Below are 22583 nucleotides of genomic sequence, written 5' to 3'. Positions count from 1 at the left end.
GGGTGCTCATGACCGTGACCCCGCCGGCAAGCGCCATGTCGCACTCGCCCTGCCGCAAGGCCGTGCAGGCCAGGTGAAGCGCGACCAGCGACGAGGAGCAGGCCGTGTCCACGGTCATCGCCGGGCCTTGCAGGCCCAGCACATACGCCACCCGGCCCGAGATCACGCTGCCCGCGCTGCCCGTGCCCCGGTACCCGTCCATGGACTCCAGACCGCCACCCTGCAGAGAACCGTAGTCGGAGCCCATCGAGCCCAGGTACACGCCGGTGGCGCTCCCGCTCACCTCGGAGGGACGCACGCCCGCCCGCTCCAGCGCCTCCCACGCCGTCTCCAGCACCAGCCGTTGCTGCGGGTCCATCGACTGCGCCTCGCGCGGCGAGATGCCGAAGAACCCGGCATCGAACAGGTCGATGTCCCGCAGGAATCCACCCTCCCGCGCGTAGCTCTTGCCCGCCGCCTCCGGATCGGGATCATAGACCGACAGCGCGTCCCACCGCCCCGGCAATCCCTCGATCGCGTCGCGCCCCTCCAGCAGCAGCCGCCAGTACTCCTCCGGGCTCTCGACGCCCCCCGGCAGCCGGCACGCCATCGACACGATCGCGATCGGCTCGTCCTCTTGCCCCTTTCGCCTCGATTTCGCGCGCGGCGCCGCGGCCTCCTGCCCTGAGAAGGCCTGCTTGAGGAGCAGCTCGGCGATCGCCCGCGGCGTCGGGTAGTCGAACGCCAGCGTCGCTGACAGCTTCGTCTGCGCACGAGCGCTGAGCCGATTGCGAAGCTGCACGGCCATCAGCGAGTCGAGCCCCAGCTCCCTCAGCACCTGATCCGGCTGCACCGCCTTGCCGCGCGGCAGCCCCGCCACCAGCGCCACCTCGGTCCGCACCAGCTCGAGCAGCGCGTCCAGCCGCTCCGGCTCCGGCAGCGCCGACAGCCGCTCCCGGAGCGCCGAAGCCTCGTTGGACCCCGACGACGCCTTGCGCAGGGCCGGGCGCACGAGCGCCCGGAGCAGCGCGGGCGGCTCGCCATCCGCCTCGATGGAGCGTTGCAGCCTGGCCAGGTCGAAGCGCACCGGCACGAGGCTCGCTTCGGGGCGCGCCAGCGCCGCATCGAGCAGCGCCAGCCCCTCCTGAGCCGATATCGGCACGAACCCCGCGCGCCGCATGCGCGAGACCTCGGCCTCGCCGAGGTGCGCTGTCATGCCCACGCCCGCCTGCGTCCAGAGACCCCAGGCGAGGCTCATCGCCGGAAGCCCCTGGCCACGGCGATGCGCCGCCAGCGCGTCCAGAAAGGCGTTGGCCGCGGCATAGTTGCTCTGGCCTGCGGTCCCGAGCGTCCCAGACGCCGACGAGAAGAGCACGAAGGACGCGAGTGACAGCTCCCGCGTCAGCTCGTGCAGGTGGAGCGACCCGTCGAGCTTCGGCGCGAGCACCCGCGAGAGCCGCTCGGGCGTCTGGGCTGCGAGCATCCCGTCGTCGAGCACCCCCGCGAGGTGCCATACCGCCGTCAGCGGGTGCTCCGGGGCGATGCCGGCCAGCACGCGCGCCACCTCCGCCCGGTCGGACACATCGCAGGCGGCGATCGTCACGGTCTCGGCGCCGAGCTGCTCGAGCGACGCCAGCAGCTCCCGCGCGCCGGGCGCCTCCAGCCCGCGGCGCGAGGTCAGCACCAGATGCCGCGCCCCGTGCTCGCGCACCAGATGCTCGGCGACCGCCTGGCCCAGCTCCCCCGTCCCACCGGTCACCAGCACCGTGCCGCTCGGGTCCAGCGGGCGGGCCGTCGCCTGCTCCTCCACCGGCTGCACGCGCACCAGGCGCGCTGCCCGCGCAGCGCCGTCCCGCAGCGCGAGCTCCGGCTCCGCCGTGGTCGCGAGCGCTCGCGCCAGCAGCTCGCCGTCGAGCGGCCCGGGCCCGACGTCGAGCAGGCGCAGCCGGCGGTCGGGGTGCTCGTTGCGGGCCGCGCGGACGAGCCCCCACAGCGGCGCGTGGACCAGGTCGTCCACCCTGTCGTCCGCGCCGGCCGCGATCGCGTTGCGGGTGACCCACACGAGCTCCACCGACTCGAGCCGGGGCTCCGACAGCCATGCTTGCAGCAGCAGCAGCGCCTGTCGCGTCGCCTCGTGCGCCGAGGTGCGCACTCCATCGTCACCGAGCGTGGCCGTCGTCGCGTCGACCACCACCCGCTCCAGCGCCGAGGTGCCCTGCTTGGCGAGCACGTCTTCAAGCGTCACGGCCGCCTCGGCCCCCAGCGCGTCGGCCAAGGGCGACGGGCCGTCCGCCAGGCGGAGCACGACCTGGGCGCCGCTCGCCAGCGCTTCGGTGAAGCTCACGGGCTGGAACTCCACCCGGTACAGGTGCTGCCCGCCGGCCCGTGTCGCCGCCCGCAACTGCTCGGCGTTGGCGCGGCGCACCTGCAGTCCACCGACACGCACCACCGGCTCGCCGGCCGCGTCGGTCACGAACAGCCCGCCTGTGAGCTGCTGCGCGCCTTGCTCTTGCAGCTCGAACCTGACCCGAAGCTCGCTCGCCCCGGTGGCGTGCAGCTCCACGTCCGACCAGGCGAACGGCAACGACACCTCGTCCGGCGCTGCCCCCTCACCGAACGCCCCGACGATCGTGTGCAATGCGGCATCCAGCAGGGCCGGATGCACGCCGTACTCGTCGGCGCCGTCCGTCACGGCCTCGGGCAGCACCACCCGGCCATAGGAGGAGGCGCCTCGTCGCCACAGCTCGACCAGCCCGCGGAACGCCGGGCCATACTGTAGCCCGCGCTCGTGGAGCCGCTCGTAGAACCCCGAGAGGTCCACCGCCTCGGCCCCCGGCACCGGCCACGTCCGGAGCTCGTCGGGCGCGTCGGTATCAACGGCCACGTCGTCCGTCAGGGTGCCTGTTGCGTGCTGCACCCACGGGGCGTCCTCGGGCGCCTCCTCGGGCTGGCTGTACAGCCCGAAGCCGCGCCGGCCCTGCGCGTCCGGCGCCTCGACCGAGAGCTGCACCCGGCGCGCCTCGGTCTCGCTCAGCACCAGCGGCTCGGCCAGGATCAGCTCCGAGACCGCGCCGCCGCCCACCGCGCGCGCCGCCGACAGCGCTAGCTCCAGCATCCCCGTGCCGGGAAAGAGCACCTTCCCGAACACGGCATGATCCCTCAGCCACGGTCGCTCGCGCAGCGACAGCCGGCTCGTCACTACATACCCGTCGTTGCTCGCCAGCCGGGTCGCCGCGCCGAGCAGCGGGTGCTCGGCCGTCCTCAGGCCAGCCGAGCTCAGGTCCGAGCGCGCCTTGGACGCTTCGAGCCAGTAGCGCTGCCGCTGGAAAGCGTACGTCGGCAGGTCCACGTGCCTCGCGTCCTGGCCGCCGAACAGCCGCTTCCAGTCCACCTCGTACCCCTGCACGTGCAGCGCGCCCAGCGTCCCGCTGAGCTGCGACAGCCCGCCCTCGCCGCGCTGCAGGCTGCCCACCACCACGCCCTGCGCCTCGGCGCACGCCGTCGTGAGCGGCATCGCCAGGATCGGGTGCGCGCTCACCTCCACGAACACCCCGTGGCCGTCGGCCAAGAGCTCTACCAGCGCCTTGTCCAGCCGCACCGGCAGGCGCAGGTTCCGGCACCAGTACTCCCCGTCCAGCGCCTCGTCGCGCAGCAGCGCGCCCGTCACCGTCGAGTAGAACGGTATCGTCGACGGCCTCGGCTCCAGCGACGCGAGCTGCGATGCGAGCTCCGGCAGCAGCTCATCCATGTGCGCGCTGTGTGAGGCGTAGTCGACGTTCACCTTCCGGCAGAACACCTCCCTCGCCTGCAAGCTCGCCACCAGCTCGTCGACCGCCCGCGCGTCGCCCGACACCACCGTCGAGCTCGCCGTGTTCACCGCGGCGATCGACAGCGCCTCGCCGAACGGCTCGATGTACCCCTGCACCTCCGACACGGGCCGCTCCACCAGCACCATGCCGCCCTTGCCCGTGCACTTGCGCACCGCCTGGCTGCGCAGCGCCACCACCCGCGCCCCGTCTTGCAGCGACAGCGCGCCCGCGACCACCGCCGCCGCCACCTCGCCCTGGCTATGGCCCACCACCGCCGCGGGCTCCACGCCCAGCGACCGCCACGCCGCAGCGAGCCCCACGCTCATCGCGAACAGCGCAGGCTGCACCACGTCCACCCGCGTGAACGGCGGAACCTCCTCGCCCTGCTCGCCGCGCAGGATCGCCGCCACCGACCAGCCCGTCCACCGCTTCAGCGCCGCGTCGCACGCCTCCACCGCCTCCGCGAACGCCGGCGATTGCTCCAGCAGCGCCCGGCCCATGCCGAGCCACTGGCTGCCCTGGCCCGGGAACACGAACACCACCTTGCCCGGCGCCCGCGCCTTGCCCACCGAGACCGACGCGTGGCCGCGCCCCTCGGCCAGCGCCGAGAGCCCCTCGGCCGCCTCCTCCGCGCTGCCCGCCAGCACCGCCGCGCGCGCCTCGAAGTGCGTCCGGTGCAGCGCCGCCGCGCTCACCACGTCGGCCCAGCGATACCCGGGCCGCTCCTTCAGCCACCTCGCCCAGCGCTCGGCCTGCGCGCGCAGCGCCGCCTCGTCGCGCCCCGACAGCACGAGCGGCAGGGCCGACGAGGCGAGCAGAGGCCCTGCGTTCACCGGGGCCGGCTGCGGCTCGACCGCCGGCGCCTCCTCGAGGATGACGTGCGCGTTGGTCCCGCTGATGCCGAACGACGACACGCCCGCGCGCCGCACACGGCCGCCGCGCGGCCACGGACGCGCCTGCTGCAGCAGCGACAGCCCGCTGCCTTCCCACCCGATGTGCGGGCTCGGCTCCTCCGCGTGCAGCGTCTTCGGCAGCTCCTCGTGCTGCATCGCCAGCACCATCTTCATCACCCCCGCCACGCCAGCCGCCGCCTGCGCATGGCCGAGGTTCGACTTCGCCGACCCCAGGTACACCGGCCGCTCCGGCGCGCGCCCCGGCCCGAACACCTCCGCCAGCGCGCCCGCCTCGATCGGATCGCCCAGGCTCGTCCCCGTCCCGTGCGCCTCCACCGCGTCGATGTCCTCCGGCGTCAGCCGGCATGACGACAGCGCCTGGCGGATCACCCGCTGCTGCGACGGCCCGTTCGGCGCCGTCAGCCCCTGGCTGCGGCCGTCCTGGTTCACCGCAGAGCCCCGGACCACCGCCAGCACCCGGTCGCCGTCGCGTTGCGCGTCCGACAGCCGCTTGAGCACCAGCATCGCGCACCCCTCGGACCAGATGGCCCCGTCGGCCCGCGCGGAGAAGCTCTTGCACCGCCCGTCGCGCGGCAGGCCTTTCAGGCGGCTGAACTCCACAAAGCCTGCGGGCGTGCTCATGACGGCAACCCCGCCGACCAGCGCCAGCTCGCACTCGCCCCGTCGCAGGGCCGCGCAGGCCAGGTGGAGTGCGACCAGCGACGAGGAGCAGGCGGTATCCACGGTGATCGCCGGGCCCTGCAAGCCGAGCGCGTACGCGACGCGCCCCGAGATCACGCTGCCCATGGTGCCCGTACCGCGATACCCGTCGAGCGACTCCAGATCGCTGCCCTGGAGAGCACCATAATCCGAGCCCATCGCGCCCAGGAACACGCCGGTGGCGCTCTCGCTCAGCGACGCGGGGCGCACCCCCGCCCGCTCCAGCGCCTCCCACGCCGTCTCGAGCACCAGCCGCTGCTGCGGGTCCATCGACTGCGCCTCGCGCGGCGAGATGCCGAAGAACCCGGCATCGAACAGGTCGACGTCCCGTAGGAATCCTCCTTCTCGAACATAACTCTTGCCCACGGCCTCGGGGTCGGGGTCGTAGATGGAGAACGCATCCCACCGCGACGGGAACACCTCGATCGCGTCGCGCCCCTCCGACAGCAGCCGCCAGTAGTCCTCCGGACTCGCGATGCCGCCCGGCAGCCGGCACGCCATCGACACGATGGCGATGGGCCCGGAGCGCCGCTCTGCTTGCTGGGCCTGCAGTCGCTGGACCTCCTTCAAGGCACGGGTCAGGGCCTCGCGGAGCGCAGGCGTGCTCGAGTTGTTACTCATGGAGGTCCTCCGAATTCGAAATCATCTGCAACGCTTGCAAAGCCAGCTGCTCGTCAGCAAGGGAATCAAAATCCGAGATCTCGACCTTGGTTTCGGCTGGCCCACTCAGCTCCAGGAGCCTGGAGAGGAGCCCTGAGCTACGCAGACGAGAGATGGAGAGGCCGAGCATGAGCGCCCGGACTTCGTCGTCGGACATGGCATCCTCGGGCCGTTTCGCGTCGTGGTGTCTGCCGTTGCCGTTATCGAGCTTGGACAGCAGGAACCTCGCGATGTGGGCAGCAGATGGATGGTCGAAGAGCAGAGTTGCCGGAAGCTTGCTCTCGACCAGCGACGCAAGCCGATTACGTATTTCCACGGCCATGAGCGAATCCATTCCCAGCTCTCTCAAGGGTTGCGCGCTTGGAACCGCCTCGCCGCGGTCGAGGCCCAGGACGGCGGCGATCTCGGAGCGGACGAGGTCGAGGAGGAAGTCGAGGCGCTTGGCGTCGTGCAGCGCGGAGAGGCGCTCTCGGAGGGCAGAGGCCTTGTGCGCGGCGGAGGAGGCCTTTCGCAGGCCCGGACGGACCAGAGCGCGAAGCAGGGCCGGCAGCTCGGCCGAGTCGTCGGCGGAGCGCTGGAGTCGCGCGAGGTCGAAGTGGACCGGGACGAGCACCGGCTCGGGGCGCAGCAGCGCGGCGTCGAGCAGCCGGAGGCCCTGCTGCTCGGACATGGGGATGAAGCCGGCGCGCCGGAGGCGAGACAGCTCCGCGCCGCCCAGGTGCGCGGTCATCCCCACGCCCGCCTGCGCCCAGAGGCCCCAGGCGAGGCTCATCGCCGGCAGCCCCCGATGGCGGCGATGGGCGGCGAGGGCGTCAAGGAAGGTGTTGGCCGCGGCGTAGTTGCTTTGCCCCGCTGCCCCGAGCGTCCCGGCCATCGACGAGAACAGCACGAAGGCGGCGAGAGGCAGGCGCTGCGTCAGCTCGTGCAGGTGGAGCGCCCCATCGACCTTGGGCGCCAGCACCCGCGAGAGCCGCTCGGGCGTCTGGGCCGCCAGCACCCCGTCATCGAGCACGCCGGCGAGGTGGAAGACGGCCGTCAGCGGGCGGTCGGGGGCGATGGCCGCCAGCGCGTTCGCCAGCTCGGTCCGGTCGGAGGTGTCGCACGCCGCCACCGTCACGCTCTCTGCGCCGAGCGCCGCGAGGGCCTTGACCAGCTCGGGAGCGCCCGCGGCGGCCAGGCCGCGGCGCGAGGTGAGCAGCAGGTGCCGCACCCCGTGCTCGCGCACCAGATGGGCTGCGAGCGCCTGTCCGAGCTCGCCTGTCCCTCCGGTCACCAGCACGGTGCCTTCGGGGTCGAGGGCGCGGGCGGGCGCGGACGCCTCGTCCGCCGGGGGCGCCTGCGCCAGGCGCGCAGCGCGCGCGGCGCCGCCCCGGAGCGAGAGCTCCGGCTCGGTCGTCGTGGCCAGCGCCCGGCGCACGAGCTGCGCGTCGAGCCCATCGACGTCGAGCAAGCGCAGGCGCCGCTCGGGGTGCTCGCTGCGCGCGGAGCGGACGAGCCCCCAGAGCGGGGCGTGCGCGAGCGCCTGGACGCTGTCGCCGGCATCGACGCCGATCGCGTCGCGCGTCACCCACACGAGCTCGATGGGCTCGAACCGGCTCTCCGACATCCAGGCTTGCAGCAACCGAAGCGCCCGCGCCGTCGCCTCGTGGACCGACGCCGCGAGGCCCTGCGCCTCGTGGACCGACGCCGCGAGGCCTTGCTGGCTCGGGCCCGCAGACGTCGCGTCGACGATCACCCGCACAGGGGTCTGTCCGCGCTCGATGCGCGCGAGCACGTCGTCGAGCTCCGATATCGCCTCGAGGCCCAGCGCTTCCGCCAGCGGCGCCTGCCCCTGCAAGGCGCCGAGCACGACCTGGGCGGCCCCTGTCGAGGAGACCTCGGCGAGGGCGACGGGCTGGAAGTCCACCCGGTACAGGTGCCGGGCACCGACGCGGGTGGCGGCCCGCACCTGCTCTGCGGTGGCGCGGCGCACCTGCAATGCCGCCACGCTCGCGACCGGCTCGCCCGCCGCATCGGTGATGGCCAGTGCGCCGGTGACCTGCTGGGCCCCTTGCTCCCGCAGCTCGAACCTGACCCGGAGCTCGCTCGCCCCGCTGGCGTGCAACATCACGTCCGACCAGGCGAAGGGCAACGACACGTCATCGCCTGCCCCATCGAAGGCTGCGACCATCGTGTGCAGCGCAGCGTCCAGCAGGGCAGGATGGATGTTGTACGCCTCGGCGTCGCCCGCAACGGCCTCGGGCAGCACGACGCGGCCGTAGAAGGTGCCGTCTCGGCGCGACAGCTCCACCAGGCCCTGGAAGGCCGGGCCGTACTGCAGGCCGCGGTCGTGCAGGCGCTCGTAGAAGCCGGTGAGGTCCACCGCCTCGGCGCCCGGCACCGGCCATGTCCGCAGCTCATCGAGCGCGGCACGCTCGACCGGCGCCTCGTCGGTCAGCACGCCTGTCGCGTGCTGGACCCACGAGGCCTCGTGCGCGGCGTCCTCGGGCTGGCTGTAGAGCCCGAAGCCGCGGCGACCTTGCGCGTCAGGCGCCTCGACCGAGAGCTGGACCCGGCGCGCCTCGGCCTCGCTCAGCACCAGCGGCTCTGCCAGCACGAGCTCCGAGACGGCGCGGTTGCCCGTGGCGCGCGCGGCGGCGAGGGCGAGCTCGAGCATGCCCGTGCCTGGGAACAGCACATTGCCGTAGACCGCGTGATCCCGCAGCCACGGCTGCTCGCCGAGCGACAGCCGGCTCGTGAACAGGGCTCCGTCGCTGTCCGCCAGCCGCGTCGCCGCGCCCAGCAGCGGGTGCTCCGCAGGCCGCAGCCCCGCAGCGCTCACGTCGGCGCCGACCTTGGGCGCGTCGAGCCAGTAGCGCTGCCCCTGGAAGGCGTACGTCGGCAGGTCCACGTGCCGCATCGCAGGGTTTGGAAGCACCTGCTTCCAGTCGAGCTCGTGGCCGTGCACGTGAAGCTGGCCCAGCGCCGTCACCAGCGAGCGCGCTTCCTCCTGGTCCTTGCGCAGGCTCGCCACGAACACGCCCTCTGTCCCCTCGGCCAGGCACGCGGCCCCCATCGCCGCCAGCACCCCGTCGGGCCCGCACTCCAGGTAGCTGCCCACGCCCTGCTCCTGCAGCGACCTCATCGCATCGGCGAAGCGCACCGCCTTCCGGACCTGCCGCACCCAGTACGCGGGGGTCCTCAGCGTGGCCTCGTCGGCCGCCGCGCCGTCGACGTGGCTGACGAGCGGGATCCGCGGCGCCAGGAACTCGCAGCGCTCCGCCTCCTCCTCGAACGCCGCGAGCATGCTGTCCATGTGCGCGCTGTGGAACGCGTGCGAGACGCGCAGCCGCCGCGTCCGCCGGCCAAGCACCTCGAACCGCGCCGAGAGCGCAAGCACCGCCTCCGCGTCGCCGCTGATCACCGTCTGGCGCGGGCCGTTAAGCGCCGCGATGTCCACCCGGCCCGCAAACTCCGCCAGCGCCGGCGCCACCTCCGCCTCCGATGCTTCCATCGAGACCATGGCTCCGCCCGGCTCGCACGCCTGCATCAGCCGCCCGCGCGCGCAGACGAGCCGGGCCGCGTCGCTCAGGCTCAGCATGCCCGACACGTGCGCCGCGCTCAGCTCCCCGATCGAGTGGCCCGCCAGCGCCGAGGGCTGCACACCCCAGGCCTGCCACTGCCGGAAGAGCGCCACCTCCAGCGCGAACAGCGCAGGCTGGGTCCACGACGTCTGCTCCAGCAGCGCCCCGAGCTCGCTGTCCGCCTCCGCGAACATCACCGTCCGCAGCGGCTGGTCCAGGTGCGCGTCCAGCGCCTCGCACACCGCATCGAGCGCCTGGCGGAAGACCGGGTAGGCCTCGTAAAGGCCTTTGCCCATCCCCGGCCGCTGGCTGCCCTGGCCGGTGAACAGCACCGCGAGCTTGCCGTCACGGGCCGCCGCTGCCTGCACCACCGCCTTGTGCGCTCGCCCCTCGGCCAGCGCCGAGAGCCCCTCGGCCGCCTCCTCCGCGCTGCCCGCCGCCACCGCCGCGCGCGCCTCGAAGTGCACACGCGTCAGCGCCGCTGCGCTCACCACATCCGCCCAGCCGTGCTCGGGTCTCCCCTCCAGCCACCGCGCCCAGCGCTCGGCCTGCGCGCGCAGCGCCGCCTCGTCTCGCCCTGAGAGCACGAGCGGCAGCACGGGCGGCGTCTGCGCCAGGGCCATGTCGATCACCTCGCCCCGAGGCTCGAGCGCCGGCGGCTCTTCCACGATCACATGCGCGTTGGTCCCGCTGATGCCGAACGACGACACGCCCGCTCGACGCGGCTGGCCATCCTGACGTCGGGGCCATGGCGTCAATCGATCCACCACCTGCACGGGCAGGCTCTCCCAGGGGATCTTCGTGTTGCGCGGCGCGCTGTGCAGCGTCGCCGGCAGCGCCTCGTGGCGGAACGCCGCCAGCACCTTGCACAGGCCGGCCAGCCCCGACGCCGACTCCAGGTGACCGATGTTGCTCTTGATCGCCCCGAGCAGCAGCGGCCGCTTCGCGTCGCGCCCCTGGCCGTACACCGCGCCGAGCGCCTGGACCTCGATCGGGTCGCCCAGCGAGGTCCCGGTCCCATGGCACTCGACCACATCGATGTCCGCCGGCCGCAGGCCCGCGTGCCGCAGCGCCGCCCGCAGCACCTTCTGCTGCGCGGTGCCGTTGGGCGCGGTGATGCCGCTGCTGGCCCCGTCCTGGTTGACCGCCGTACCGCGCACCAGCCCCAGCACCCGCTTGCCTTGCGCCTGCGCGTCGGACAGCCGCATCAGCACCACCACCGCCACGCCCTCGCCCCGGCCATAGCCGTCGGCTGCCTCGGAGAACGTCTTGCAACGACCGTCGGCCGATACCGCGCGCGTGCGCGACAGCAGCACGAACCCCGACGGGTCGGCGATCACCTGGACTCCCGCGGCCAGCGCCATGGCGCAATCGCCTCGGCGCAGCGCTTCGCACGCCAGGTGCAGCGCGACCAGCGACGAGCTGCACGCCGTGTCCACCGACACCGCGGGGCCCTGCAGCCCCAGGTGGTACGCCACCCGTCCGGCGGAGAAGCTCAGCGCCGTCCCCGTCAGCGCGTACGCGTCCTCCTTCGCGCTCGCTCCGCGGTAATGGGCGTACTCGCTCGGCGCGACGCCCACGAACACGCCCGTGTCCGAGCCTCTCAGCTGGTCGGCGCGCACGCCCGCGTCCTCCAGCGCGTTCCACGCCGTCTCCAGCAGCAATCGCTGCTGGGGGTCCATCGGCTCCGCCTCGCGCGGGCTGATCCCGAAGAACGACGCGTCGAACGAGGCCACGTCCTCCATCAGCGACGCGTGTCGCACGTACGTCTTGCCCTTGGCGTCCGGATCGGCGTCGTACAGCGCCTGGACGTCGAAGCGCTCCGGCGGGATCAGGCGCAGCGTGTCGCGCTCTTCGGCCAGCAGCGACCACAGACCGTCCAGGTCCCGGGCGCCGCCCGGCATGCGCAGCCCCACGCCCACGATCGCCATCGGCTCGCTCGCGTCGATACCTGCGCGGACCTCGCTCTCACCGACCTCGCTCTCCCGGGCCTGCGGCCGCCCCGGGGTCAGCTGCTCCAGCAGCCATTGCGCCGCCGCGTCCAGCGTCGGATGGTCGAACACCAGCGTGCTGGGGATGGCCAGCCCGCTGCGCTCCCGCAGCCGCCTGGTCAGCTCCACGGCCATGAGCGAATCCAGCCCCAGATCCAGCAAGCCCCGGTGCGGATCGAGCGTACCTGGGTCATTCACACGCAGCACCGCGGCCGTCTCCGCCGCGATGAGGTCGCGCACGTGTCGGTACCGCTGCGCCTCCGGCAAGCTGCGCAGCTGCTGCTGCAGCGAGCTATCCCCGGCCACCTGCGTCCGGCGGCTGCTCTCCAGCTGCTGAACGACCTGCTCGATGCCCTCGAGCAGCGGCCGCCGCCGCGCCGCGCAGAACGTCGCCACGAACCGCGACCAGTCCACGTCCGCCACGCCGACCGACGTGCTGCCCGCGCGCAGCGCCAGCTCCAGGCACGCAAGCGCCTTGTCGGGCGCCATCGACGCAAGGCCCCGCAGCCTCAGGTGCTCCTCGGCCTCGCCGTTGACCATCCCTCCTTCCGCCCACGGCCCCCAGTGCAGCACCGTCGCCGCGAGCCCCTTTTGCCGGCGATGCCGCGCCAGCGCATCGAGCGCCGCATTGGCCGCGCTGTAGGCCCCCTGCGCCCCGGAGCCCCACAGCCCCGCGATGCTGCCGTACATCACGAACGCGTCCAGCTCCCGCCCTTCGAGCAGCTCGTGCAGGTGCCACGCCCCGCCGACCTTCGCGCCCAGCTCGTCGGCCACCTGCTCCGCGGCCAGCTCCGCCAGCGGCGTGCGCCGAACCACTCCGGCCAGGTGCGCCACCGCGCGCAGCGGCGCCTCGTCCTGCTCCACCATCGCCAGCAGCGCTTCGACCTGCTCGCGCTCCGACACGTCGCACGCCGCCAGCGTCACCCGCACGCCACGACCGACCAGCTCCTCGCGCAGCTCGGCCGCGCCGGGGGCGTCAGCGCCACGCCGCGAGGTCAGCACGAGGTGCTCGGCTCCACGCTCCGCCAGCCAGCGGGCCAGGTGCGCCCCCAGCCCCCCCACGCCGCCGGTGATGAGCACCGTCCCTCTCACCTTCCAGCTCGCCTTGCGGGCCTGCGGCCGCACCCGCACCAGGCGCCTCACGAACCGGCCGCCGCGCCGGATCGCCACCTGGTCCTCCTCGTCCTGGCTCGCCAGCGTCGCCCGCAACTGCTGCGCTGCACCCACGTCCAGCTCGGCTGGCACGTCCACGAGCCCACCCCACCGACCCGCGTGCTCCAGCGCCACCACGCGCCCCAGCCCCCACACCAGCGCCTGCGACGGGTGCGTCAGCTCGTCCGCATCATCCACCGCCACCGCACCCTGGGTCAGCAGCCACAGCGGCGCCCCGATCCCCGCGTCGCCCAGCGCCTGCGCCAGCGTCAGCGATTGATGCAGCCCGCGCTCCCGCTGCGGACGCTCCGGCGCGCTCTCCTCGTCCAGGGCCGTCAGCGACACCACCCCGCTCACCGGCTCCTGCGCCTTCAGCGCGGCCGCGAGCTGCGCTCGGTCCTGACTCGGCTCCAGCCGGACCACCTCCGCACCTGCCCCGCCCAGCACCTCGGTGACCCGCTTCGCCAGCCCTTCGGCCGCTGCCCCTGCCACCAGCAGCCATCTCCCGCTCAGCCCCACGCCGCCGCTCGCGGCCGTGGCTTCGCGTCTCCACGCTTCCCCATACAGCCAGCTTCCGACCGCGGCCTCGGCCTCGTTGCGATGGCGCCACGCCGCAAGGTACGGCAGCAGCGGACTGACATTGCCGCGCACCTCGTCCGGCAGCGCGAGCAGCTCGGCGACGCCTTCGCCCTTGCCCTCCTCCACGGCTTCCCACAGCGCCCGCTCCGACTCCGACGCTCCCCCGGCGCCCACCGGCGGCTTGGGCGCATCCAGCCAGTAGCGCTGCCGCTGGAAGGCGTACGTCGGCAGGTCCACGTGCCGCATCGCAGGGTTTGGAAGCACCTGCTTCCAGTCGAGCTCATGGCCGTGCACGTGAAGCTGGCCCAGCGCCGTCACCAGCGAGCGCGCTTCCTCCTGGTCCTTGCGCAGGCTCGCCACGAACACGCCCTCGGCCCCCTCGGCCAGGCACGCGGCCCCCATCGCCGCCAGCACTCCGTCGGGCCCGCACTCCAGGTAGCTGCCCACGCCATGCTCCTGCAGCGACCTCATCGCATCGGCGAAGCGCACCGCCTTCCGGACCTGCCGCACCCAGTACGCGGGGGTCCTCAGCGCGGCCTCGTCGGCCGCCGCGCCGTCGACGTGGCTGACGAGCGGGATCCGCGGCGCCAGGAACTCGCAGCGCTCCGCCTCCTCCTCGAACGCCGCGAGCATGCTGTCCATGTGCGCGCTGTGGAACGCGTGCGAGACGCGCAGCCGCCGCATCCGCCGGCCCAGCACCTCGAACCGCGCCGAGAGCGCAAGCACCGCCTCCGCGTCGCCGCTGATCACCGTCTGGCGCGGGCCGTTGAGCGCCGCGATGTCCACCCGGCCCGCAAACTCCGCCAGCGCCGGCGCCACCTCCGCCTCCGATGCTTCCATCGAGACCATGGCTCCGCCCGGCTCGCACGCCTGCATCAGCCGCCCGCGCGCGCAGACGAGCCGCGCCACGTCGCTCAGGCTCAGCATGCCCGACACGTGCGCCGCGCTCAGCTCCCCGATCGAGTGGCCCGCCAGCGCCGAGGGCTGCACGCCCCAGGCCTGCCACTGCCGGAAGAGCGCCACCTCCAGCGCGAACAGCGCAGGCTGGGTCCACGACGTCTGCTCCAGCAGCGCTCCGAGCTCGCTGCCCGCCTCCGCGAACATCACCGCCCGCAGCGGCTGGTCCAGGTGCGCGTCCAGCGCCTCGCACACCGCATCGAGCGCCTGGCGGAAGACCGGATAGGCCTCGTAAAGGCCTTTGCCCATCCCCGGCCGCTGGCTGCCTTGACCGGTGAACAGCACCGCGAGCTTGCCGCCACGGGCCGCCGCGCCCTGCACCACCGCCTTGTGCGCTCGCCCCTCGGCCAGCGCCGAGAGCCCCTCGGCCGCCTCCTCCGCGCTGCCCGCCGCCACCGCCGCGCGCGCCTCGAAGTGCACACGCGTCAGCGCCGCTGCGCTCACCACGTCGGCCCAGCGATACCCGGGCCGCTCCTTCAGCCACCTCGCCCAGCGCTCGGCCTGCGCGCGCAGCGCCGCCTCGTCTCGCCCCGACAGCACGAGCGGCAGGGCCGACGACGCGAGCAGAGGCCCTGTCTCCGCCGGCGCCGGCTTCGGTTCGACCGCCGGCGCCTCCTCGAGGATGACGTGCGCGTTGGTCCCGCTGATGCCGAACGACGACACGCCCGCGCGCCGCACGCGGCCGCCGCGCGGCCACGGACGCGCCTGCTGCAGCAGCGACAGCCCGCTGCCTTCCCACGCGACGTGCGGGCTCGGCTCCTCCGCGTGCAGCGTCCTCGGCAGCACCTCGTGCTGCATCGCCAGCACCATCTTCATCACCCCCGCCACGCCCGCCGCCGCCTGCGCATGGCCGAGGTTGGACTTCGACGACCCCAGGTACACCGGTCGCTCCGGCGCGCGCCCCGGCCCGAACACCTCCGCCAGCGCGCCCGCCTCGATCGGATCGCCCAGGCTCGTCCCCGTACCGTGCGCCTCCACCGCGTCGATGTCCTCCGGCGACAGCCGGCACGACGACAGCGCCTGGCGGATCACCCGCTGCTGCGACGGCCCGTTCGGCGCCGTCAGCCCCTGGCTGCGGCCGTCCTGGTTCACCGCAGAGCCCCGGATGACCGCCAGCACCCGGTCGCCGTCGCGCTGCGCGTCCGACAGCCGCTTGAGCACCAGCACCCCACACCCTTCGGCCCAGCCGGCGCCATCGGCCTGCGCGGAGAAGCTCTTGCATCGACCGTCCGGCGCCATCCCCTTCAATCGACTGAACTCCACGAACAGCGCCGGAGTGCTCATCACCATCACACCACCGGTGAGCGCCATGTCGCACTCGCCCTGCCGCAAGGCCGCGCAGGCCAGGTGAAGCGCGACCAGCGACGAGGAGCAGGCCGTGTCCACGGTCATCGCCGGGCCCTGCAGGCCCAGCACATACGCCACCCGGCCCGAGATGACGCTGCCCGCGCTGCCCGTGCCCCGGTACCCGTCCAGCGCCTCCAGGCCGTTACCCTGGTAAGCGCCATAATCCGTGCTCGACGCGCCCAGGTACACGCCGGTGGCGCTCCCGCTCACCTCGGAGGGACGCACGCCCGCCCGCTCCAGCGCCTCCCACGCCGTCTCCAGCACCAGCCGTTGCTGCGGGTCCATCGACTGCGCCTCGCGCGGCGAGATGCCGAAGAACCCGGCATCGAACAGGTCGATGTCCCGCAGGAATCCACCCTCCCGCGCGTAGCTCTTGCCCGCCGCCTCCGGATCGGGATCATAGACCGACAGCGCGTCCCACCGCCCCGGCAATCCCTCGATCGCGTCGCGCCCCTCCAGCAGCAGCCGCCAGTACTCCTCCGGGCTCTCGACGCCCCCCGGCAGCCGGCACGCCATCGACACGATCGCGATCGGCTCGTCCTCTTGCCCCTTCCGCCTCGATTTCGCGCGCGGCGCCGCGGCCTCCTGCCCCGAGAAGGCCTGCTTGAGGAGCAGCTCGGCGATCGCCCGCGGCGTCGGGTAGTCGAACGCCAGCGTCGCAGGCAGCTTCGTCTGCGCCCGCGCGCTGAGCCGATTGCGAAGCTGCACGGCCATCAGCGAGTCGAGCCCCAGCTCCCTCAGCACCTGATCCGGCTGCACCGCCTTGCCGCGCGGCAGCCCCGCCACCAGCGCCACCTCGGTCCGCACCAGCTCGAGCAGCGCGTCCAGCCGCTCCGGCTCCGGCAGCGCCGACAGCCGCTCCCGGAGCGCCGAAGCCTCGTTGGACCCCGACGACGCCTTGCGCAGGGCCGGGCGCACGAGCGCCCGGAGCAACGCGGGCGGCTCGCCATCCGCCTCGATGGAGCGTTGCAGCCTGGCCAGGTCGAAGTGCGACGGAACGAAGGTCGCCTCGGGGCGCGCCAGCGCCGCATCGAGCAGCTCCAGCCCCTCTTGAAGCGACATCGATACAAGCCCGTAGCGCTTGAACCGCGCCAGATCCGCGGAGCCGAGCTGCGCCGCCATACCTCCGCCGGCCGGCGTCCAGACCCCCCAGGCGAGACTCGTCGCGACGAGCCCGCGGCCGCGGCGGTGCGCCGCCAGCGCGTCCAGGAAGGTATTCGCCGCCGCGTAGTTGCTCTGGCCAGCCGCGCCGAGGGTCCCCGCCACGGACGAGAACAGCACGAAGGCCGCAAGATCCAGCTCCTGCGTCAGCTCGTGCAGAAGGAAGGCCGCGTCCACCTTGGGGGCCAGCACCCGCGAGAAGCGCGCCGGATTCTGGGCGACGAGGACTCCATCGTCGACGATCCCCGCCAGGTGCAGCACCGCGGTCAAGGGATGCTCCGCGCCGATGCCGGCCAGCAGGGCCGCCACCTCGGCCCGGCTCGACATGTCGCACGCCGCCATCACCACGGTCTCGGCGCCGAGCTCCTCGAGCGCCTGCACCAGCTCGGGAGCACCGGGGGCCTCCAGACCCCGGCGCGACGTGAGCACCAGGTGCCGCGCTCCGTGCTTCTGCACCAGATGCCGCGCCACGGTGTGTCCCAGTCCGCCGGTGGCGCCGGTCACCAGCACGGTGCCCTCCGGATTCAACGGACGGGCGGTCGCCTGCTCCTCCAGCGGCTGCGCGCGCACGAGGCGCGGAGCCCGCGCAGCGCCGCTCCGCAGCAAGAGCTCGGATTCGGCCGTGGTCGCCAGCGCCCGCGCCAGGAGCTGTGGATCCAGAGCGTCGGACCCAACGTCGATCAGCCGCAGCCGGCGGTCAGGATACTCGCTGCGCGCCGTGCGAAGGAGGCCACACAGCGGCGCGTGCACCAGATCCTGGACGCCATCGGCGGCATCCGTGCCGAGCGCGCCGCGTGTGACCCACACAAGCTCCATGGACTCGAGGCGCCGGTCCGACAGCCACGCTTGCAGGAGCAGGAGCGCCCGTCGCATCGCCTCGTGGGTCGACGCCACGACGCCCTGATCCCCTGGGTCGACGACGGTAGCGTCGACCACCACGCGTACGGGGGAGTCGGCGCCCCGATCGAGACGAGCGATCACCTCATCGAGGTCAAAGACCGTCTCCGCCGCCAGCGCATCCGCAAGCGGCGACTGGCCAGGAGAAGAGCGGAGCACGACCTGGGCGACGTTCGACGGCGGAGGCTCCGCGAGGCCCACGGGCTGGAGCTCGACCCGGTACAGATGGTGCTGGGCGCCAACCCGCGTCGCCTCTCGAAGCTGCGACGCTGTCGCGCGACGCACCTTCAGCTCATGGATGCTCGCGACCGGCTCGCCTGCCGCGTCGGCCAGGAAGAGCGAGCCGGTGACCTGCTGTGCGCCCTGCTCCCGGAGCTCGAACCTCACCCGCAGCGCGCTCGCCCCCCTGGCGAGCAAGACCGCCTCCGACCAGGCGAACGGCATCAGGATCGCGTCGCTCTGCGAGCGTGGCTCGATGGCTGCTCCGAGGGTCTGCAGCGCTGCATCGAGCAGCGTCGGATGCACTCCGTAGTCCTCGGCGCCGTCCGCCACGGCCTCGGGCAGCGCCACCTGGCCGTAGAACACGCTCCCTCGTCGGGACAGCTCGATGAGCCCCTGGAACGATGGGCCGTAATGGACCCCCTGCTCCTCGAGTCGCTCGTAGAACCCCGAGAGGTCGACCTCCTCGGCATCGGGCACGGGCCACGTCTGAAGCTCCTCGAACGCATCCGCGTCCTCGATCGCATCATTGGTCAGGGTGCCTGTTGCGTGCTGCACCCACGGGGCGTCCTCGGGCGCCTCCTCGGGCTGGCTGTACAGCCCGAAGCCGCGCCGGCCCTGCGCGTCCGGCGCCTCGACCGAGAGCTGCACCCGGCGCGCCTCGGTCTCGCTCAGCACCAGCGGCTCGGCCAGGATCAGCTCCGAGACCGCGCCGCCGCCCACCGCCCGCGCCGCCGTCAGCGCTAGCTCCAGCATCCCCGTGCCGGGAAAGAGCACCTTCCCGAACACGGCATGATCCCTCAGCCACGGCCGCTCGCGCAGCGACAGCCGGCCTGTGAACAGGTAGCCGTCGGTGTCCGCCACCCGCGTCGCCGCGCCGAGCAGCGGGTGCTCGGCCGTCCTCAGGCCAGCCGAGCTCAGGTCCGAGCGCGCCTTGGACGCTTCGAGCCAGTAGCGCTGCCGCTGGAAAGCGTACGTCGGCAGGTCCACGTGCCTCGCGTCCTGGCCGCCGAACAGCCGCTTCCAGTCCACCTCGTACCCCTGCACGTGCAGCGCGCCCAGCGTCCCGCTGAGCTGCGACAGCCCGCCCTCGCCGCGCTGCAGGCTGCCCACCACCACGCCCTGCGCCTCGGCGCACGCCGTCGTGAGCGGCATCGCCAGGATCGGGTGCGCGCTCACCTCCACGAACACCCCGTGGCCGTCGGCCAAGAGCTCCACCAGCGCCTTGTCCAGCCGCACCGGCAGGCGCAGGTTCCGGCACCAGTACTCCCCGTCCAGCGCCTCGTCGTCGCGCAGCAGCGCGCCCGTCACCGTCGAGTAGAACGGTATCGTCGACGGCCTCGGCTCCAGCGACGCGAGCTGCGATGCCAGCTCCGGCAGCAGCTCATCCATGTGCGCGCTGTGTGAGGCGTAGTCGACGTTCACCTTCCGGCAGAACACCTCCCTCGCCTGCAAGCTCGCCACCAGCTCGTCGACCGCCCGCGCGTCGCCCGACACCACCGTCGAGCTCGCCGTGTTCACCGCGGCGATCGACAGCGCCTCGCCGAACCGCTCGATGTACCCCTGCACCTCCGACACGGGCCGCTCCACCAGCACCATGCCGCCCTTGCCCGCGCACTTGCGCACCGCCTGGCTGCGCAGCGCCACCACCCGCGCCCCGTCTTGCAGCGACAGCGCGCCCGCGACCACCGCCGCCGCCACCTCGCCCTGGCTGTGCCCCACCACCGCCGCGGGCTCCACGCCCAGCGACCGCCACGCCGCCGCGAGCCCCACGCTCATCGCGAACAGCGCAGGCTGCACCACGTCCACCCGCGTGAACGGCGGAAGCTCCTCGCCCTGCTCGCCGCGCAGGATCGCCGCCACCGACCAGCCCGTCCACCGCTTCAGCGCCGCGTCACACGCCTCCACCGCCTCCGCGAACGCCGCCGATTGCTCCAGCAGCGCCCGGCCCATCCCGAGCCACTGGCTGCCCTGGCCCGGGAACACGAACACCACCTTGCCCGGCGCCCGCGCCTTGCCCACCGAGACCGACGCGTGGCCGCGCCCCTCGGCCAGCGCCGAGAGCCCCTCGGCCGCCTCCTCCGCGCTGCCCGCCAGCACCGCCGCGCGCGCCTCGAAGTGCGTCCGGTGCAGCGCCGCCGCGCTCACCACGTCGGCCCAGCGATACCCGGGCCGCTCCTTCAGCCACCTCGCCCAGCGCTCGGCCTGCGCGCGCAGCGCCGCCTCGTCGCGCCCCGACAGCACGAGCGGCAAGGCCGACGAGGCGAGCAGAGGCCCTGTCTCCGCCGGCGCCGGCTTCGGTTCGGCCGCCGGCGCCTCCTCGAGGATGACGTGCGCGTTGGTCCCGCTGATGCCGAACGACGACACGCCCGCGCGCCGCACACGGCCGCCGCGCGGCCACGGATGCGCCTGCTGCAGCAGCGACAGCCCGCTGCCTTCCCACGCGACGTGCGGGCTCGGCTCCTCCGCGTGCAGCGTCTTCGGCAGCTCCTCGTGCTGCATCGCCAGCACCATCTTCATCACCCCCGCCACGCCAGCCGCCGCCTGCGCATGGCCGAGGTTGGACTTCGCCGATCCCAGGTACACCGGCCGCTCCGGCGCGCGCCCCGGCCCGAACACCTCCGCCAGCGCGCCCGCCTCGATCGGATCGCCCAGGCTCGTCCCCGTCCCGTGCGCCTCCACCGCGTCGATGTCCTCCGGCGTCAGCCGGCACGACGACAGCGCCTGACGGATCACCCGCTGCTGCGACGGCCCGTTCGGCGCCGTCAGCCCCTGGCTGCGGCCGTCCTGGTTCACCGCAGAGCCCCGGATGACCGCCAGCACCCGATCGCCGTCGCGCTGCGCGTCCGACAGCCGCTTGAGCACCAGCATCGCGCACCCCTCGGCCCAGATCGCGCCGTCGGCCCGCGCGGAGAAGCTCTTGCACCGCCCGTCGCGCGGCAGGGCCTTGAGCCGGCTGAACTCCACGAACGTGGCCGGCGTGGTCATCACCATCACGCCGCCGCTCAGCGCGATGTCGCACTCGCCCTGACGCAGGGCCGTGCAGGCCAGATGCAATGTCACCAGCGACGAGGAGCAGGCGGTATCCACGGTGAGCGCTGGCCCCTGCAACCCCAGCACGTACGCCACCCGGCCCGAGATCACGCTCCCGGCGCTCCCTGTTCCCCAGTACCCGTCCAGCGCCTCCAGATCTCCGCTCTGGAGGACGCCGTAGTCCGAGCCCATCGCGCCCAGGTACACGCCGGCGGCGCTCTCGCTCAACGACGCGGGGCGCACGCCCGCCCGCTCCAGCGCCTCCCACGCCGTCTCCAGCACCAGCCGCTGCTGCGGGTCCATCGACTGCGCCTCGCGCGGCGAGATGCCGAAGAACCCGGCGTCGAAGAGATCGACGTTCCGCAGGAAGCCGCCCTCGCGCACGTAGCTCTTGCCCACGGCCTCGGGGTCGGGGTCATAGACCGAGAGCGCATCCCACCGCGACGGGAACACCTCGATCGCGTCGCGCCCCTCCGACAGCAGCCGCCAGTACTCCTCCGGGCTCTCGACGCCCCCCGGCAGCCGGCACGCCATCGACACGATCGCGATCGGCTCGTCGTCCCGCACCCTTCGCTGGGGCCGTGCGCGGGGCGTCGCCGCCTCGACCTCCGAAAAGGCCTGCTTGAGGAGCAGCTCGGCGATCGCCCGCGGCGTCGGGTAGTCGAACGCCAGCGTCGCCGGCAGCTTCGTCTGCGCCTGAGCGCTGAGGCGATTGCGCAGCTCCACGGCCGTCAGCGAGTCGAGCCCCAGCTCCCTCAACACCTGGTCGGGCAGGACGGCCTCGGCGCGCGGCAAGCCGAGCACGACGGCGACCTCCGACCGCGTCAGCGCGATCAGCGAGCTCAGCCGCTCCGGCTCCGGCAGCGCCGACAGCCGCTCGCGGAGCGCTGAGGCCTCGTGCGAGGCCGACGAGGCCTTGCGCACGCCTGGCCGCACCAGCGCCCGGAACATCGCGGGCAGCTCGCCGCCGTCGCTCTGGCTGCGCTGCAGCCTGCCCAGGTCGAAGTGCGACGGGACGAGGTTCGCCTCCGGCCGCGCCAGCGCAGCATCCAGCAGCAGCAGCGCCTCTCGAACCGACATCGGCACGAACCCGGCGCGCCGGATGCGGGAGACCTCTGCCTCACCCAGGTGCGCCGTCATGCCCACGCCGGCCTGCGCCCAGAGGCCCCAGGCGAGGCTCTTCGCCGGAAGGCCGCGGCGCAGCCGATGCGCCGCGAGCGCGTCGAGGAAGGTGTTCGCCGCCGCGTAGTTGCTCTGGCCTGCGGTTCCGAGCGTGCCCGACGCCGAGGAGAACAGCACGAACGCCGCAAGATCCAGCGCCTGCGTCAGCTCGTGCAGGTGGAGCGCCCCGTCGACCTTGGGCCTCAGCACCCGCGCGAAGCGCTCGGGTGTCTGGGCCACCAGCACACCGTCGTCGAGCACACCCGCGAGGTGCAGCACCGCCGTCAACGGGTGCTCGGCGGCGATGCCGGCCAGCACGCCGGCCACCTCGGCCCGGTCGGAGATGTCGCACGCCACGACGCTCACCGCCTCGGCCCCGAGTTCCTTCAGCTTCTGCACGAGCTCGGGCGCGCCAGGGGCATCGAGGCCGCGACGCGATGTGAGCAGCAGATGCCTGACGCC

At 73.4% G+C, this 22583-nt stretch carries 2 protein-coding genes (1 of these 2 running past the window's edge); both read right to left on the bottom strand.

Going from position 1 to position 22583, the window contains the following annotated elements:
- A protein-coding gene (locus WMF31_RS00010; RefSeq protein WP_436599989.1) for a type I polyketide synthase crosses the window boundary here: on the bottom strand, positions 1-6022 show its start. The gene continues 14876 nt to the left of window position 1, outside the view; the window shows 6022 of its 20898 coding nt (coding positions 1-6022); the start codon lies at positions 6020-6022; its stop codon lies off the left edge, out of view.
- On the bottom strand, positions 6015-22583 hold a 16569-nt coding region (locus WMF31_RS00005; RefSeq protein WP_436599988.1), incomplete at its 5' end, for a type I polyketide synthase. The genes WMF31_RS00005 and WMF31_RS00010, both read right to left, overlap by 8 nt.

Source organism: Sorangium sp. So ce1036 (assembly GCF_051369805.1).
GTDB classification, from domain to species: domain Bacteria; phylum Myxococcota_A; class Polyangia; order Polyangiales; family Polyangiaceae; genus Sorangium; species Sorangium cellulosum_F.
The sequence above is the reverse complement of the archived record's forward strand: the minus strand, read 5'-3'. Positions and strand labels throughout refer to the sequence as shown.